The sequence below is a fragment of the Flavobacterium sp. PMTSA4 genome, from assembly GCF_032098525.1.
Lineage (GTDB): Bacteria > Bacteroidota > Bacteroidia > Flavobacteriales > Flavobacteriaceae > Flavobacterium > Flavobacterium capsici.
In genome coordinates this window covers 1,151,664-1,166,361 of the sequence record NZ_CP134890.1, presented here as the reverse complement: position 1 = coordinate 1,166,361, position 14,698 = coordinate 1,151,664, and the positions used below count along the sequence as shown (strand labels likewise).

Here is a 14,698-nt window from a genome sequence, read left to right as displayed (position 1 = left end):
TAAATCAATATGAGAAATTTAAAATATATAGTTATCATAACACTTTTTTCGAATGTAATTTTTGCACAGAAGAAAGACGAAAACATCGGAACAGAAGTGGTAAATGTTGTAAAACCTTATTCGCCAACCATATCGGATGCGTTTAAAGTGAAAGAAACACCATCGTTTGATGATGATGAAACCTCAAAAAAGGAAAATATTCAATACAATATTTTTTCGTTTCCTGTGGCTTCAACTTTTACGCCATCAAAAGGTAGAGCAGCCAACGTAGAAAAATCAGCGACAGAGAAAATTTTTAAAAACTACTTGACTCTAGCTGCTGGTAATTATGGAACAATTCAAGCAGAGCTTTTTGTGACTGAAAATGTGAGCAACACCGATTATTTTGGAGGAATGTTGCGTCATAGTTCTTCGCAAGGCGGAATTAAAGATGTCATTCTCGATGATAAATTCTATAATACTTCTTTAGATTTAACCTATGGAAGTAGAACTCGAGCATTGACTTGGAATGCAGATGCTGGTTATCAACACCAAGTGTACAATTGGTATGGAATTTTCCCAAGTTTTTTTGACCAAACTACTATTGATGGAATAGATGAACAACAAACCTATCACAACCTGTATCTTGGCGGACGATTGAGTCTTGGCGATTCTTTTTTAAAGGAAAGCACGCTTAAATTCAGCCGTTTTTGGGATGCTTTTGGTTCAGCTGAAAATCGTTTTGTAGCAAAACCTAATTTAGAGTTTGATATTATTGAGGAGAAAATAAATGTTGGCTTTGTGGTTGATTACATCAGCGGAACATTTGACAAAACCTACAACGGTGGCGGTTCTTATAAATACGGATACACCAATTTTGGGGTTACACCGAGCGTAAAATTGCAAAAAGACGACCTTTCGGTCAATGCAGGTGTTGGACTGTTTTATAGTTCAGCGCAAGAATCAGGAGAAAGTAAGTTCTTCATCTATCCGCAGGTTGTTGGATCTTATAAAGTAGTTGGCGATTTAATGATTGCTTATGCTGGATTAGAAGGAACGCTTAAACAAAATTCGTATAAAGAATTTGTAGACCAAAATTTCTTCCTTTCGCCAACCATTTTCGTGGCTCCAACCGATCAAAAATATGATGTGTTTCTTGGGTTAAAAGGAAAGCTAGCAAACTCTGTGAGCTATAATCTTCGTGCTTCATATTTGAATGAAGAAAACAAACCTTTGTTTAAAAGCAACGGATATGAGGAATCGGTAGGTAATGAGGGTTATCATTATGGAAACTCTTTCAATGTAGCCTATGACAGAGTTAAAACGCTGAGCTTCTTCGGAGAATTAAAGGCTGATTTTTCTAAAAATGTGTCGTTTGGAATCAACGGAACCTTTAGCAGTTTTAATACCGATGCAGAAGCAGAAGCTTGGAACCTGCCTAGCCTTAATTTGGCTGCCAACCTTGATGTGAACATCACTCCAAAATGGTATGCTGGTACAAAAATATTCTTTGTAGGCGAAAGAAAAGACTTTATGCATGTTGCACTTTTAACCAATCCTGCACCCGAAGATAAAGTAGTAACTTTAGACAGCTATTTTGACCTGAATGCACATGTAGGCTATAAACACAACGAGCGTTTAACCTTCTTTTTAAAAGGAAACAACCTGGCAAACCAAGATTACCAACGTTGGTTAAACTTCCCAGTACAAGGATTGCAAGTTTTAGTAGGAGCGAGTTATAAATTTGATTTTTAATAAACATGCAAACAGTAATAATCCTGCACAATAATGCAGGATTTTTTGTTTACAAGCTATGATAAAAAAAGAAACGATACTTCACAGATACAAAGAACTTATTCAAGACCGCATTGATGTGTTTCATGATATGATTACTAGTCTAACTGAAGATGCACAGAACGATGCAAAAGGTAGTGCAGGCGACAAACACGAAACGGCGCTTTCAATGATGCATTTGGAGCAAGAAAAACTAAATTATAAACTTAAAGAACTATTAGACCAAAAGACGATTCTTGATAACATTGATGTCACCCGCGAACATCGAGTAGGTGCTTTGGGAAGTTTGGTAAAAGTTAACGATTTATGGGTATTCATTTCTTCCGCTTTGCCTAAAATTATAGTAGAAGACAAAACCATCTTTGCTGTTTCTCCAAATGCGCCATTAGGAAGTAATATTATAGGAAATCGGGTAGGACATTCCTTTGAAATCAATGGAAAGAAATATTCGATTGATTCAATTATTTAGATTGGTAATTACTGAAACGAGTTGATTAATTTTGAACTATTTGTTTTTTAATCTTGATTTTTTTTGGATTTATGAAAAGTAATATCATAAATGGAAAAACCATTGATAAGTATGATAAATCAAAAAATTTCTTGGTTAAAATTATGTAAAGACCATCTTGAAATATTTTAATTAAAAAAGCAATTACAACTGGCAAAATCATTAAAAATATAGTAGCCTTTAAAAAATCGTCATAGAAATTCTTTATTTTATACGATATAAAAAAAGGAAGTAATAAACAAAAAATTACGATGTATTTGGGAAGTAATATTGTTTGCAACCATAACGGATTGTATTCGATTAAAGTTTCTAAATTTTCACAATTATGAATAGCCATAAAGATTAATAAACAAAAAACAACTAATCCAGAGATGATTAATTTAGTTTTTGTTATTAAAGTAGTTTTCCAAAAATCAGAGAAAAAGAATAAAACAAATGGTACTAATACAATTCCTCTGGTTAAAATAAAGAAAGCCAAAATACTTCCTAATAAAATTGGCTTTTTGAATTTGTCATTTGAAAAATTATGATTGTAATAAATTAGAAAGCATAATATAAAAAACACATTACTCATTAAATCACTTAAACAGAATATTTCCCACCAAAAAGCTGGTGAAATTATTAAGAGTAAAATGAAATACAGAGATTTTTTTGTTTCAAAATAATGTTGAATTGTATAGAATAGTATTGCACAAGAGAATACTTGTAAATAAGCAACATTTCCTAGTAAATAAAAAGGTAAACCAATAATAAAAAGGCTAGGTAAATTAGATGTATATTGATTTAAATGATCTTTAGCTATATATGGATATTCACCATTTAAAATTGACTTAATTCCAACATCCATAGCAGACCATCTATCAACATTTAGTGTGTAACCATCGACATTGTGAACAATCAAAAAAACAATAATAATAACGGTTGTTGAAAAAACTAAATATAAAGTTTTAGGTTTGATTTTTGAAAAAATTGAATTGTCAAAAATGTTTTTCCAAAGAAATAGTGTTGAAAATAAAATGTAAACGAATAATAAACAATAGTAGGGAATATAATCTTGTCTTATGCTATATCTATACAAAAACAAAAGATTTATAAAAATAAATAGGAACTTGTAAAATAGTAATAGGAAACGTTGCATATTTTTTTATTCAAAAGTATATATTTTTAAATCAAATAGAATTAATCTAACTTTTTTATTAAAATTTTCAATTAAAATGAATTTTTTAGTTATATATTATAACTAAAAATATCTTTTTATTTTTAAATTATATCTATAATTGCATCTTTGCTTCTGAATTACAAATAAAATTTCAAAATAACCGAATCAACAAATAAAAAATAAAAAATAAAGAATAAAGAATAAAGAATATGTGTGGAATAGTATGTGCCTTTGAACTAAAACAAAAATCAGAAACCTTGCGACCACAGGTGTTGGAAATGGCAAAAATCATTCGTCATCGCGGACCAGATTGGAGCGGCATCTATAGCAACGATAAAGCAATTTTGGCTCACGAACGTTTAGCTATTGTTGACCCAGCGTCGGGAAAACAACCTTTGTTTACTGAAGATAAAAAACTGGTTTTAGCTGCTAACGGTGAAATCTATAACCACAGAGAGTTGCGCAAACAGTTTGATGGAAAGTATAATTTCCAAACTGAAAGTGATTGCGAAGTGATTTTGGCATTATATCAGGAAAAAGGAGTTCATTTTGTTGACGAAATGAACGGAATCTTTGGTTTTGCTATTTATGATGTTGAAAAAGACGAATATTTTATTGCGCGCGACCACATGGGAATTATACCTTTATATATTGGTTGGGATCAATATGGAACATTCTACGTAGCATCAGAATTGAAAGCACTTGAAGGTTTCTGTACTAAAATAGAACTCTTTCCTCCAGGATATTACATGAGTAGTAAAGATGGTGAGTTGGTGCAATGGTATAAAAGAGAATGGACCGATTATGAAGCCGTAAAAGACAACGAAACGAGTATTACTGAAATAAAGAAAGCTTTAGAAGCAGCAGTTCATCGTCAATTAATGAGCGATGTACCTTATGGAGTATTACTTTCGGGAGGTTTAGATTCCTCAATCACATCGGCTGTTGCTAAAAAATATGCTCAAAAAAGAATCGAGTCAGGCGATACGCAAGATGCTTGGTATCCACAATTGCATTCTTTTGCTGTTGGATTAGAAGGTTCACCCGATTTAGCTGCCGCTAAGAAAGTTGCTGAACACATAGGAACTATTCACCATGAAATCAAATTTACTATTCAAGAAGGATTGGATGCGGTTCGCGATGTAATATATAATCTTGAAACCTATGATGTAACTACGATTAGAGCATCAACTCCAATGTATTTAATGGCAAGAGTTATCAAATCGATGGGTATAAAAATGGTGCTTTCGGGTGAAGGTTCGGATGAGTTGTTTGGAGGTTATTTGTATTTTCACAAAGCACCAAATGCAAGAGAATTTCACGAAGAAACCGTTCGTAAATTGAGTAAACTCCATATGTATGACTGTTTAAGAGCAAACAAAAGTTTAGCTGCATGGGGAATTGAAGGACGTGTGCCATTTCTTGATAAAGAATTTATGGATGTCGCTATGAGAATTAATCCACAAGACAAAATGATTAATGGCGAACGTATGGAGAAATGGGTATTACGTAAAGCTTTTGAAGAGATGTTACCAGAAAGCGTTGCATGGCGTCAAAAGGAACAATTTAGTGATGGTGTTGGTTACTCATGGATAGATACTTTGAAAGCAATGGTTGCTGTTGAAATCACTGATGAGCAATTAGCAAATGCTAAATATAAGTTTCCATTACAAACGCCTTTATCAAAAGAAGAGTATTATTACCGTTCGATATTCTCTGAACATTTTCCTAGTGATGCAGCTGCTTTGTGCGTGCCTCAAGAAGCAAGTGTAGCCTGTAGCACCAAAATTGCTTTAGAATGGGATGAAGCATTTAAAAACATGAATGATCCATCGGGTAGAGCAGTTGCAAATGTACATGATGATGCTTATGTTAAATCTGCTGTTGTAGAAAATTAAAAATAGAGTTTAAAAGTTAGTTTGTATGTTAAAAAACGCTCATCATTTTTGATGAGCGTTTTTTGTTGAAATAATTGCTAAAATGTTAATAACTTCAAGGTTTTATTGTCAAATTTAACGAGGAAATCCTATGTGTTTTGTTATATTTGCGTGTTAGACAAAAAACAGATTTTTTACGATAAAATAATATGAGCGACGAGATTAAAAAGAACAATTATTCAGCCGATAGTATTCAGGCATTAGAAGGAATGGAGCATGTTAGAATGCGTCCATCCATGTATATTGGTGATACTGGAGTTAGAGGTTTACATCACTTAGTTTATGAAGTAGTTGATAACTCTATTGATGAAGCTTTAGCTGGTCATTGTGATACAATTAGTGTAACAATAAATGAAGACAATTCCATTACAGTTGAAGATAATGGTCGTGGTATTCCGGTAGATATGCACAAAAAAGAAGGCGTATCTGCTTTGGAGGTTGTAATGACGAAAATTGGAGCTGGAGGAAAATTTGATAAAGATTCGTATAAAGTTTCCGGAGGTTTGCATGGAGTAGGTGTTTCTTGTGTGAATGCACTTTCAGACCATTTACGTGCTACAGTTTTCCGTGAAGGTGTAATTTGGGAACAAGAGTACGAACGTGGAAAAGCTATGTATCCAGTAAAGCAAATTGGAACTACAGACAAAAGAGGAACAACGGTTACTTTTAAGCCTGATGCCTCTATTTTTACACAGACTTTGGTGTATTCTTATGATACATTAGCTGGACGTATGCGTGAATTATCTTTTTTGAATAAAGGTATCACGATTAATTTCATCGATAGAAGAGAAGTTAAAGAAGACGGAAGCTTTGTGGGTGAAGTGTTTCATTCAAAAGAAGGATTAAAAGAATTTGTTCGTTTTCTTGACGGAAATCGTGTGCCAATCATTTCGCATGTGATTTCAATGGAGAATGAAAAGGGTGAAATTCCGGTTGAAGTAGCTTTGATTTATAACGATTCCTATGCTGAAAATATTTTCTCATATGTAAACAATATTAACACTCATGAAGGAGGAACACATTTACAAGGATTCCGTATGGGGTTAACTCGTACATTAAAAAAATATGCTGACGCTTCAGGATTATTAGAAAAATTAAAGTTTGAAATATCAGGTGATGATTTCCGTGAAGGTTTGACTGCTATTATTTCTGTAAAAGTACAGGAACCACAATTTGAAGGACAAACTAAAACCAAACTTGGTAATAGAGAAGTAGTTTCTCCAGTTTCACAAGCCGTTGCAGAAATGTTAGAAAATTATTTGGAAGAAAATCCAAATGATGCTAAAATCATTGTTCAGAAAGTAATTTTAGCAGCACAAGCACGTCATGCAGCGAAAAAAGCTCGTGAAATGGTGCAGCGTAAAACTGTTCTTGGCGGCGGTGGATTACCAGGAAAATTATCTGATTGTTCAGAACAAGATCCAGCAAAATGTGAAGTGTATCTTGTCGAGGGAGATTCGGCTGGTGGTACTGCAAAACAAGGTCGTGATCGTAATTTTCAAGCTATTTTACCATTACGTGGAAAAATTTTGAATGTTGAGAAAGCAATGCAGCATAAGGTTTTTGAAAATGAGGAAATCAGAAACATATTTACAGCTTTAGGCGTAACTATCGGTACAGAAGAAGATAGCAAAGCATTGAATTTAGAAAAACTGCGTTATCATAAAGTAATTATTATGTGTGATGCTGACGTTGATGGTAGTCACATTTCTACCTTAATATTAACATTCTTCTTCCGATTCATGAAAGAGTTGATTGAAAACGGACATGTTTATATAGCTGCGCCACCATTATATTTAGTGAAAAAAGGTAATAAAAAAGAATATGCATGGAATGATGTTCAACGTGATCAAGCTAATGAAAGAATGGGTGGAAGTGCTGCTATTCAGCGTTATAAAGGTCTTGGAGAAATGAATGCTGAGCAACTTTGGGAAACCACAATGGATCCTAACTTCAGAACATTACGCCAAGTTACCATTGATAGTTTAGCAGAAGCAGATAGAATCTTCTCAATGTTAATGGGTGATGAAGTTCCGCCTCGTAGAGAATTTATTGAGAAAAATGCGGTTTATGCAAATATTGACGCATAATTTAAATTAAAAACAAACACAAATTAAATATACAAAATGAAAGTTACTATTGTAGGAGCAGGAAACGTTGGTGCTACTTGTGCTGATGCTATTGCTTACAGAAGAATTGCGAGTGAAATCGTGTTATTAGATATTAGAGAAGGATTTGCTGAAGGAAAAGCGCTTGATATTATGCAAACGCAAACAACTTTAGGTTTCAATACAAAAATAGTAGGTTGTACTAATGATTACGCCAAAACAGCAAATAGTGATGTTGTAGTTATAACTTCAGGAATTCCTAGAAAACCAGGAATGACACGTGAAGAATTAATCGGAATCAATGCAGGAATTGTAAAATCAGTTGCAGAAAGTTTATTAAAACATTCCCCAAATGCAATTGTTGTTGTTGTTTCTAATCCAATGGATACAATGACCTATTTGACATTCAAATCAATGGGATTACCAAAAAATAGAATCATCGGAATGGGTGGAACTTTAGATAGTTCACGTTTTAAAACCTATTTGTCACTTGCTTTAGATAAACCAGCAAATGATATTCAAGGAATGGTTATTGGTGGACATGGAGATACAACGATGATTCCTTTGACAAGATTGGCATCTTACAATGGTGTTCCAGTTTCTCAATTTTTATCAAACGATGAATTGAAGAAAGTTGCTGCTGATACTATGGTTGGAGGTGCAACTTTAACCGGATTATTAGGTACTTCTGCTTGGTACGCACCAGGCGCAAGTGTTTCTTATTTAGTGGATGCAATTTTAAACGATCAAAAGAAAATGATTCCATGTTCTGTTTATTTAGAAGGTGAATATGGGCAAAATGATATTTGTATTGGTGTACCATGTATTATTGGTAAAAACGGTGTAGAATCTATTGTTGATATCAAATTAAATGACGAAGAAAAAGCTTTGTTTGCTAAAAGTGCAGATGCAGTTCGTAATATGAATGAAGATTTAAAATCACATTTATAATATATTAAGGTATAAACTAAAAAAGACTGCAATTTTGCAGTCTTTTTTTTTATATTATTTAACAAATAAATTGCTTAATCGTATTGAGAATTATATATTTGCACGTTTCAAAAAAAGGGAACTATCCTAAAATTGTCACTTTATTTTTTAAAGCGATGAATTTCAGTGGTTTTCATTTTAAAAATTTTAACCAAAAACAAAAAATTAATTAATTTTTAGTAATAATGCAGAATAAAGGACTAGTTAAATTTTTCGCAATTCTATTTGCATTGGTAAGTATTTACCAACTTTCATTCACTTTTGTGGCTAACAAAGTTAAAAATGATGCCAAAGCATTTGCAGGCGGAAATCCAGAAAAAGAAGTAAAATATCTTGATTCAATCGGTAAGGAAGATGTTTTCAGTTTAGGATTTACTCAATTTACCTACAATGAAGTAAAAGACAAGCAAATTAATAAAGGACTTGACCTTGAAGGTGGTATTAACGTTATCCTTCAAATTTCAGTTAAAGATGTATTGATTGGATTGTCAAATAATTCTAAAAATCCTGTATTCAATAAATCTTTAGAAGACGCAACTAGAAATCAAAGAGGTAATCAAAGTTATTTGGATGCTTTCTTCGAAGCGTTTGATGCAAATAAAGGAACTACTAAATTAGCTTCTCCTGAAATTTTTGCTAACAGAAATTTACAAGGTGAAATTGATTTCAGTATGTCTGATGATCAAGTAAAGAAAGTATTGGCTAAAAAAGTTGATGAATCAGTTGAATCTGCTTTTGGAGTATTAAGAAGCCGTATAGATAAATTTGGTGTAACACAACCAAACATTGCAAAATTAGGTCAAACAGGAAGAATCTTAATAGAATTGCCAGGTGCAAAAGATGTTGACCGTATAAAAAAATTAGTTTCTAGTAAAGCTGAATTAGAGTTTTGGGAAACATACAAAGCAGAAGATTTCTATCAATTTTTAGGAGCTGCAAACGAAGCTTTAAAATCTACGGTTCAACCAGAAACTGCTGAAGTTGAAAAACCAAAAGATTCAATTGCTGCTTTATTAACAGACAATGCTGCTGATTCTACTGCAACTAAAAAAGGAAACAACCCATTATTTGATAAATTATCTCAAGGTGGTGGACCAATATTAGGTATCGCTAACGGTAAAGATGTAGAAACTATCAATGGATATTTAAACCGTCCTGAAATCAGAGCGTTAATTCCAGCTGATAAATCTAACGTTAAATTTGCTTGGGGTAAACCAAAAACTGTAACTGATCCTAAAACTAAAAAGGAAACAGAAACAGTTGAATTATATGTTTTAAAAGGAAACAGAGAAGACGTAGCGCCATTAAGTGGTGGTGTTATTGTTGATGCAAGAGATACTTTTGACCAATTAGGAAAACCAGCCGTTTCTATGCAAATGAATGGCCAAGGAGCAAGAGCTTGGGAAGAACTAACAGGAAGAGTTTATACTGATAAAACTGCTATTGCTATTGCTCTTGATGATGTAGTTTATTCTGCGCCAGGAGTTTCTACAGGACCAATTTCTGGAGGAAGAAGTGAAATTTCAGGAAACTTTACGGTTACTGAAACTAAAGATTTAGCTAACGTTTTAAGAGCTGGTAAATTACCTGCTACTGCCGAAATCGTACAATCTGAAGTGGTTGGACCATCATTAGGTCAAAAAGCTATCGATGCTGGTACTACTTCATCTATCGTTGGTTTCTTATTAGTATGTTTATGGATGGTGTTTTACTATGGTAGAGCTGGTTGGTATGCAAATGCTGCCTTATTAGTAAACTTATTATTCTTATTCGGAATTTTAGCAAGTTTAGGTGCTGTATTAACATTACCAGGTATCGCAGGTATCGTGTTAACATTAGGTACTGCGGTTGATGCCAACATTATCATCTACGAAAGAGCCAAAGAAGAACTTCGCGAAGGAAAATCGCTTGGCGAATCGGTAAAAGCGGCTTATGGTTGGAAAGGTGGTATGCGTTCAATCATCGATGCTAACGTAACTCACGTATTAACGGGTGCTATCTTATTCATCTTTGGTACAGGTCCAATACAAGGTTTCGCAACTACCTTATTAATTGGTATTTTCACCTCATTATTTACTTCTATCTTCATTGCTCGTATCTTCATCGATAGAGATATTGAAGCTAACAGAAGTTTAATGTTTGCTACTAATATTACTAAAAATTGGTTTACAGGTTTCCATTTCGATTTCATCAGAGTTAGAAAATGGTCTTATATTTTCTCTACTGCTGTAGTGATTGTAAGTTGTGCTTCATTCTACTTCAACGGATTAGACGAAGGTGTTGATTTTGTTGGAGGAAGAACGTTCCAAGTAAAATTCGAAAAACCAGTTGAAGCTACACAAGTATCTGAAGAATTATCAACCGAATTTGGTGCAACGGTAGAAGCAAAAGTATTTGGTGATGATAACCAATTAAGAATTACTACTAAATATAAAATCAAAGAAGACGGAGTAGAAGTAGACCAAGAAGTAAACCAAAAATTATACAACTCTTTAAAGAAATACTTCAACGCAGATGTTACTTACGAGAAATTCATCAATACGTACGACGGAAAAACTATTGGAGTATTACAAGCATCTAAAGTAGGTGCCGCTATTTCTGCTGATATCAAAACCAACTCGTTCTGGGCAGTTATCGGAGCAATGTTAGTAGTTGGTTTATACTTAGTAATTTCGTTCCGCAAATGGCAATACTCAGTAGGTGCAATCGCTGCGGTACTTCACGACGTTATTTTCGTGTTAGGATTATACTCATTACTATACAAATACATGCCATTCCACATGGAAATGGATCAACACTTCATTGCAGCAATCCTTACTGTAATTGGATACTCAATGAATGATACCGTTATTGTATTTGACCGTGTTAGAGAGTTCTTAGCAGGAAACGTAAAAGGTAATTTCAAAGAAGTAGTAAACGCTTCTATCAACACTACACTATCAAGAACCATCAACACTTCATTAACCATGATTATAGTATTATTTATCATGTTTGTATTTGGTGGAGAATCAATCCGAGGATTCATCTTCGCCATGTTAGTAGGTATTGTGGTAGGAACGTATTCATCGTTGTTCATTGCAACTCCTGTAGTTTACGATACTATGAGTAAAAAAGACATCGAAGAAATAGAAGCTAGACATTCAAAATAAATAGAGCTGAATATATAATTGAAAAGGGTTAAACAAAGTTTAACCCTTTTCTTTTTTAATAATATATGCTTCAACTTTACTAGTAAATCTTACCCATTTAAAAGAAAATAGTAAGCATTCAAAAGTAAATCTCCCATATTCATAGTTAAATACTAAGAATTCATAGTTGAATATTACCTATTTATATCTAAATGTTAGATTTTCATAAGTGAATCCTACATATCATTTAATGAATATTACAAATCATTCTTTGAATCCTACAGATTTACTTATAAATATGGCATATTTATTTTTAAATCCTACATATTTATGTTTAAATATTACAAATTTACTTTTGAATATTACATATTATTTAATGAATTTGTAGTATTCACTAATAGATTATACGTGTTATTATTCTTAAAAAACACATTATCGTTTTTATTTGACTTTTGTCGGATATTTACCTTAAAAATATTGCCGTATCAAAACACTTTTCTAATTTTAGATTAAGTAACAAACAAGTTAATAATCTAATAATCTATTATTTATGGCTGGAAGAACTTCGGGACGTGTAATTATCCCATCCAATCCGACGGAGCTATTAAATTTGGCTCAAAAAATTTATGATAAACATCAAGCTGATGGTGCTGCGTCTCCATTAAACGCTATGCAAGATTATGATTGGACGGTTGATGGTCCAAAAATAGTTCCTTGCAAGAAGAATAATGATGATGCAGAAGCAGCCGCAAAACTGGCAGAGAAACTTTATAGAGATAGAGATATCGATTTAGAGCCAATCAAGAAAATCGTTAAAAACAGTGCGGCAGTTTTAAAAAGTATTTATGCTAAAAACCCAAAAAAATTGGGCGATTATGGTTTAGTAGTGGATGACACTCCTAAAGCAAAGAAACCATCTGAAGACTAGCAGTGCTTTTAATGCAAAAATCCCGCATCCATTTATAACGATACGGGATTTTTTTATTATTCTATTATAACTATTACTTCTTAATGATATTCTTCAGCACTGCTTTATTTTCGTAATTAATAATTTCTAATTCAATCACTTCATTTTTTTTGTTCTTGCCTTCAATTACGTAAAGTTTACCACCTTCGCTTGGTTTGTTACTTCTATCAAAATCAACATCGCCATAAGTTAACGTATTTTTCACATCCGTACTATCAACCCAGTCTTCTGCCAGTCGGCGTGAAGCTTCAGTATCATAGTGAAAAGGCTTGTTTCTGATGTTGTTCAACACTCGGGCATTAGGAAAATAATTGCATCGGGTATCTTTTCCGCTCCAAACCATCGCCACAAAAAACATTCCGATAACAAAACCCACTAAATAGTAGGCAAAACGCTGATAAAACTTCATCTGTTGAGTAATTTTTTTGCAAAAATAATCAATGTTTGAGTTTCAAAAAGAGAAAAGAGATTTTATTTTAAAAAACAATCAAATTGATATCATTATCAGGTAAATTAAACCAATCGCCAATGGCTTTGTTGGTTAATATTCCGTGGTATAAATAGACACCATTTTTTAATCCTTTACTACAACGGATAGCACTTTCTAAACCGCCATCTTCGGCAATTTGCAGTAGGTAAGGCGTAATAATATTGCTGATAGAAAGTGAAGCAGTTTTAGAGTACCGCGAAGGAATATTGGGAACACAGTAATGAATAACGTTACTTTTAATAAACGTTGGATGCTCGTGAGTAGTAATTTCGGAAGTTTCAAAACATCCGCCGGTATCTATACTAACATCTACAATAACGGCACCTTTTTTCATATGCTCTACCATAGTTTCGGTTACTACCACAGGACAACGGTCTTTGCCACGCATAGCACCAATGGCAACATCGGTTCTGCGGAGTGCTTTCAATAAAGCTTTAGGTTGAATGGTAGAAGTAAAGATGCGTTGGTTTAAATTATTTTGCAAACGACGTAATTTTGTGATTGAATTATCAAATACTTTTACGTTAGCTCCTAATCCTAATGCGGTTTTAGCAGCAAACTCGCCCACAGTTCCAGCACCAAGAATCACAACATCCGTTGGTGGAACGCCAGTAATGTTTCCAAGCAGTAAACCATTTCCAAACTGATTGTTAATCATCAATTCTGCAGCTATAAGTATGGATGCAGTTCCTGCAATTTCGCTTAATGATTTAACTGCAGGATAAGAACCATCTTCATCTTTGATATATTCAAAAGCTAATGCAGTTATTTTCTTTTTGGATAATTCTTCGAAATAAGCCTTCTTTCGGGTTTTTAATTGAATGGCTGAAATTACTATAGCGCTTGTGTTAAGCATCTTTATTTCTTCCATTGTCAATGGTTCTACTTTTAGAATAATTGGGCAATGGAATACTTTTTTAGTGTCATTGGTAATGATTGCACCAGCATCACTATATTCTTTGTCGGTATAACTTGAACTTAAACCTGCACCAGCTTCAATCATAATTTTATGTCCATGAGAACACAAGGAATGTACGGCATCAGGCGTTAAACAAATTCTTCTTTCTTGATAAGAGGTTTCTTTTGGGATGCCTATAAACAATTCGCTTTTATGACGAATTACTTCTAACATTTCTTCTTGAGGAAGAAGTTGCTGCTTAGTGAATGGTGTAGTTGCCATTGTGGTTAAGTAAATTTAGCCGAAGTTACAAAAAAAATAAATTACTTATTGCAATACTACTTTTCTTTTTCCGTCAGGTAAAATAGAAATAAAAACTTCTGAATATTCATCAGGTAAAAGGTTAGGGATTTTATCGGGCCATTCAATAAAGCACCAATTTCCTGAGTATAAATAATCATCAATTCCAAAATCTAATGCTTCGGTTTCATCTTTTAATCGATAGACGTCAAAGTGATACAAATATCCAGAAACACCAGTTTTATATTCGTTTACTAGAGAAAAAGTTGGGCTACTTGTGGCGTCGGTTACGCCAAGTTCTTTAGCTAATGCTTTGATTAAAGTGGTTTTTCCAGCACCCATTTGTCCATGAAAAAGAATCACTTTTTTTGGGTTTTCAGAAATAATTTTATGCGCAACTTCTTGAATTTCTTCAATTGAAAAAATAATTTCCATTCGAA

General features: G+C 33.3%; 11 protein-coding genes. 7 read left to right on the top strand and 4 right to left on the bottom strand.

The window, feature by feature from the left end; translation table 11 throughout:
* The first annotated feature begins 9 nt into the window (after positions 1-9).
* The gene (locus RN605_RS05380) at positions 10-1,734 is read left to right on the top strand and encodes a TonB-dependent receptor (protein WP_313322891.1); all 1,725 of its coding nucleotides are present in this window, start codon (positions 10-12) and stop codon (positions 1,732-1,734) included.
* Between the two features lie 58 nt (positions 1,735-1,792).
* Positions 1,793-2,242: a hypothetical protein gene (locus RN605_RS05375; protein ID WP_313322890.1), complete on the top strand. Its 450-nt coding sequence runs from the start codon at positions 1,793-1,795 to the stop codon at positions 2,240-2,242.
* A 25-nt stretch (positions 2,243-2,267) separates the two neighbouring features.
* Here the strand turns inward: RN605_RS05375 and RN605_RS05370 are convergent, their stop codons facing one another.
* A complete protein-coding gene (locus RN605_RS05370; RefSeq protein WP_313322888.1) occupies positions 2,268-3,359 on the bottom strand; it encodes a hypothetical protein in 1,092 nt (363 codons plus the stop codon).
* A 290-nt stretch (positions 3,360-3,649) separates the two neighbouring features.
* On the opposite strand from RN605_RS05370, the gene asnB reads away from it, so the two are divergent.
* The 5 genes from asnB (at position 3,650) to RN605_RS05345 (ending at position 12,531) form a co-directional block, all read left to right on the top strand.
* Positions 3,650-5,338 (top strand): asparagine synthase B, encoded by a 1,689-nt coding sequence (asnB, locus tag RN605_RS05365; RefSeq protein ID WP_313322887.1) that lies wholly within the window; start codon positions 3,650-3,652, stop codon positions 5,336-5,338.
* Between the two features lie 188 nt (positions 5,339-5,526).
* On the top strand, positions 5,527-7,467 hold the full coding sequence (gene gyrB, locus RN605_RS05360; protein ID WP_313322885.1) for a DNA topoisomerase (ATP-hydrolyzing) subunit B: 1,941 nt from the start codon (positions 5,527-5,529) through the stop codon (positions 7,465-7,467).
* A gap of 36 nt (positions 7,468-7,503) precedes the next feature.
* Entirely contained in the window at positions 7,504-8,436 is a 933-nt protein-coding gene (mdh, locus tag RN605_RS05355; protein WP_313322883.1) for a malate dehydrogenase, read from the top strand.
* Between the two features lie 224 nt (positions 8,437-8,660).
* Positions 8,661-11,624 carry a protein translocase subunit SecDF gene (gene secDF, locus RN605_RS05350; RefSeq protein ID WP_313322881.1) on the top strand — a complete coding sequence of 988 codons (2,964 nt, stop codon included), beginning with the start codon at positions 8,661-8,663 and terminating at the stop codon, positions 11,622-11,624.
* Between the two features lie 529 nt (positions 11,625-12,153).
* On the top strand, positions 12,154-12,531 hold the full coding sequence (locus tag RN605_RS05345; protein ID WP_313322879.1) for a hypothetical protein: 378 nt from the start codon (positions 12,154-12,156) through the stop codon (positions 12,529-12,531).
* Between the two features lie 73 nt (positions 12,532-12,604).
* Here RN605_RS05345 and RN605_RS05340 read toward each other — a convergent pair whose 3' ends face one another.
* The 3 genes from RN605_RS05340 to tsaE form a co-directional block, all read right to left on the bottom strand.
* On the bottom strand, positions 12,605-12,979 hold the full coding sequence (locus tag RN605_RS05340) for a DUF4258 domain-containing protein (RefSeq protein ID WP_313322877.1): 375 nt from the start codon (positions 12,977-12,979) through the stop codon (positions 12,605-12,607).
* Positions 12,980-13,046: 67 nt separating this feature from the next.
* Positions 13,047-14,240 carry an alanine dehydrogenase gene (locus RN605_RS05335; protein WP_313322876.1) on the bottom strand — a complete coding sequence of 398 codons (1,194 nt, stop codon included), beginning with the start codon at positions 14,238-14,240 and terminating at the stop codon, positions 13,047-13,049.
* Positions 14,241-14,285: 45 nt separating this feature from the next.
* Complete coding sequence (gene tsaE, locus RN605_RS05330) at positions 14,286-14,693, bottom strand: tRNA (adenosine(37)-N6)-threonylcarbamoyltransferase complex ATPase subunit type 1 TsaE (RefSeq protein WP_313322875.1); 408 nt, start codon at positions 14,691-14,693, stop codon at positions 14,286-14,288.
* Between the last annotated feature and the right edge of the window lie 5 nt (positions 14,694-14,698).

What these genes read in the sequence shown, in the direction of transcription:
- secDF (WP_313322881.1), top strand. Translation starts at nt 8,661, where the DNA reads ATGCAGAATAAAGGACTAGTTAAATTTTTCGCAATTCTATTTGCATTG.
- gyrB (WP_313322885.1), top strand. Translation starts at nt 5,527, where the DNA reads ATGAGCGACGAGATTAAAAAGAACAATTATTCAGCCGATAGTATTCAG.
- RN605_RS05375 (WP_313322890.1), top strand. Translation starts at nt 1,793, where the DNA reads ATGATAAAAAAAGAAACGATACTTCACAGATACAAAGAACTTATTCAA.
- mdh (WP_313322883.1), top strand. Translation starts at nt 7,504, where the DNA reads ATGAAAGTTACTATTGTAGGAGCAGGAAACGTTGGTGCTACTTGTGCT.
- RN605_RS05380 (WP_313322891.1), top strand. Translation starts at nt 10, where the DNA reads ATGAGAAATTTAAAATATATAGTTATCATAACACTTTTTTCGAATGTA.
- RN605_RS05335 (WP_313322876.1), bottom strand. Translation starts at nt 14,240, where the DNA reads ATGGCAACTACACCATTCACTAAGCAGCAACTTCTTCCTCAAGAAGAA.
- tsaE (WP_313322875.1), bottom strand. Translation starts at nt 14,693, where the DNA reads ATGGAAATTATTTTTTCAATTGAAGAAATTCAAGAAGTTGCGCATAAA.
- asnB (WP_313322887.1), top strand. Translation starts at nt 3,650, where the DNA reads ATGTGTGGAATAGTATGTGCCTTTGAACTAAAACAAAAATCAGAAACC.
- RN605_RS05345 (WP_313322879.1), top strand. Translation starts at nt 12,154, where the DNA reads ATGGCTGGAAGAACTTCGGGACGTGTAATTATCCCATCCAATCCGACG.
- RN605_RS05340 (WP_313322877.1), bottom strand. Translation starts at nt 12,979, where the DNA reads ATGAAGTTTTATCAGCGTTTTGCCTACTATTTAGTGGGTTTTGTTATC.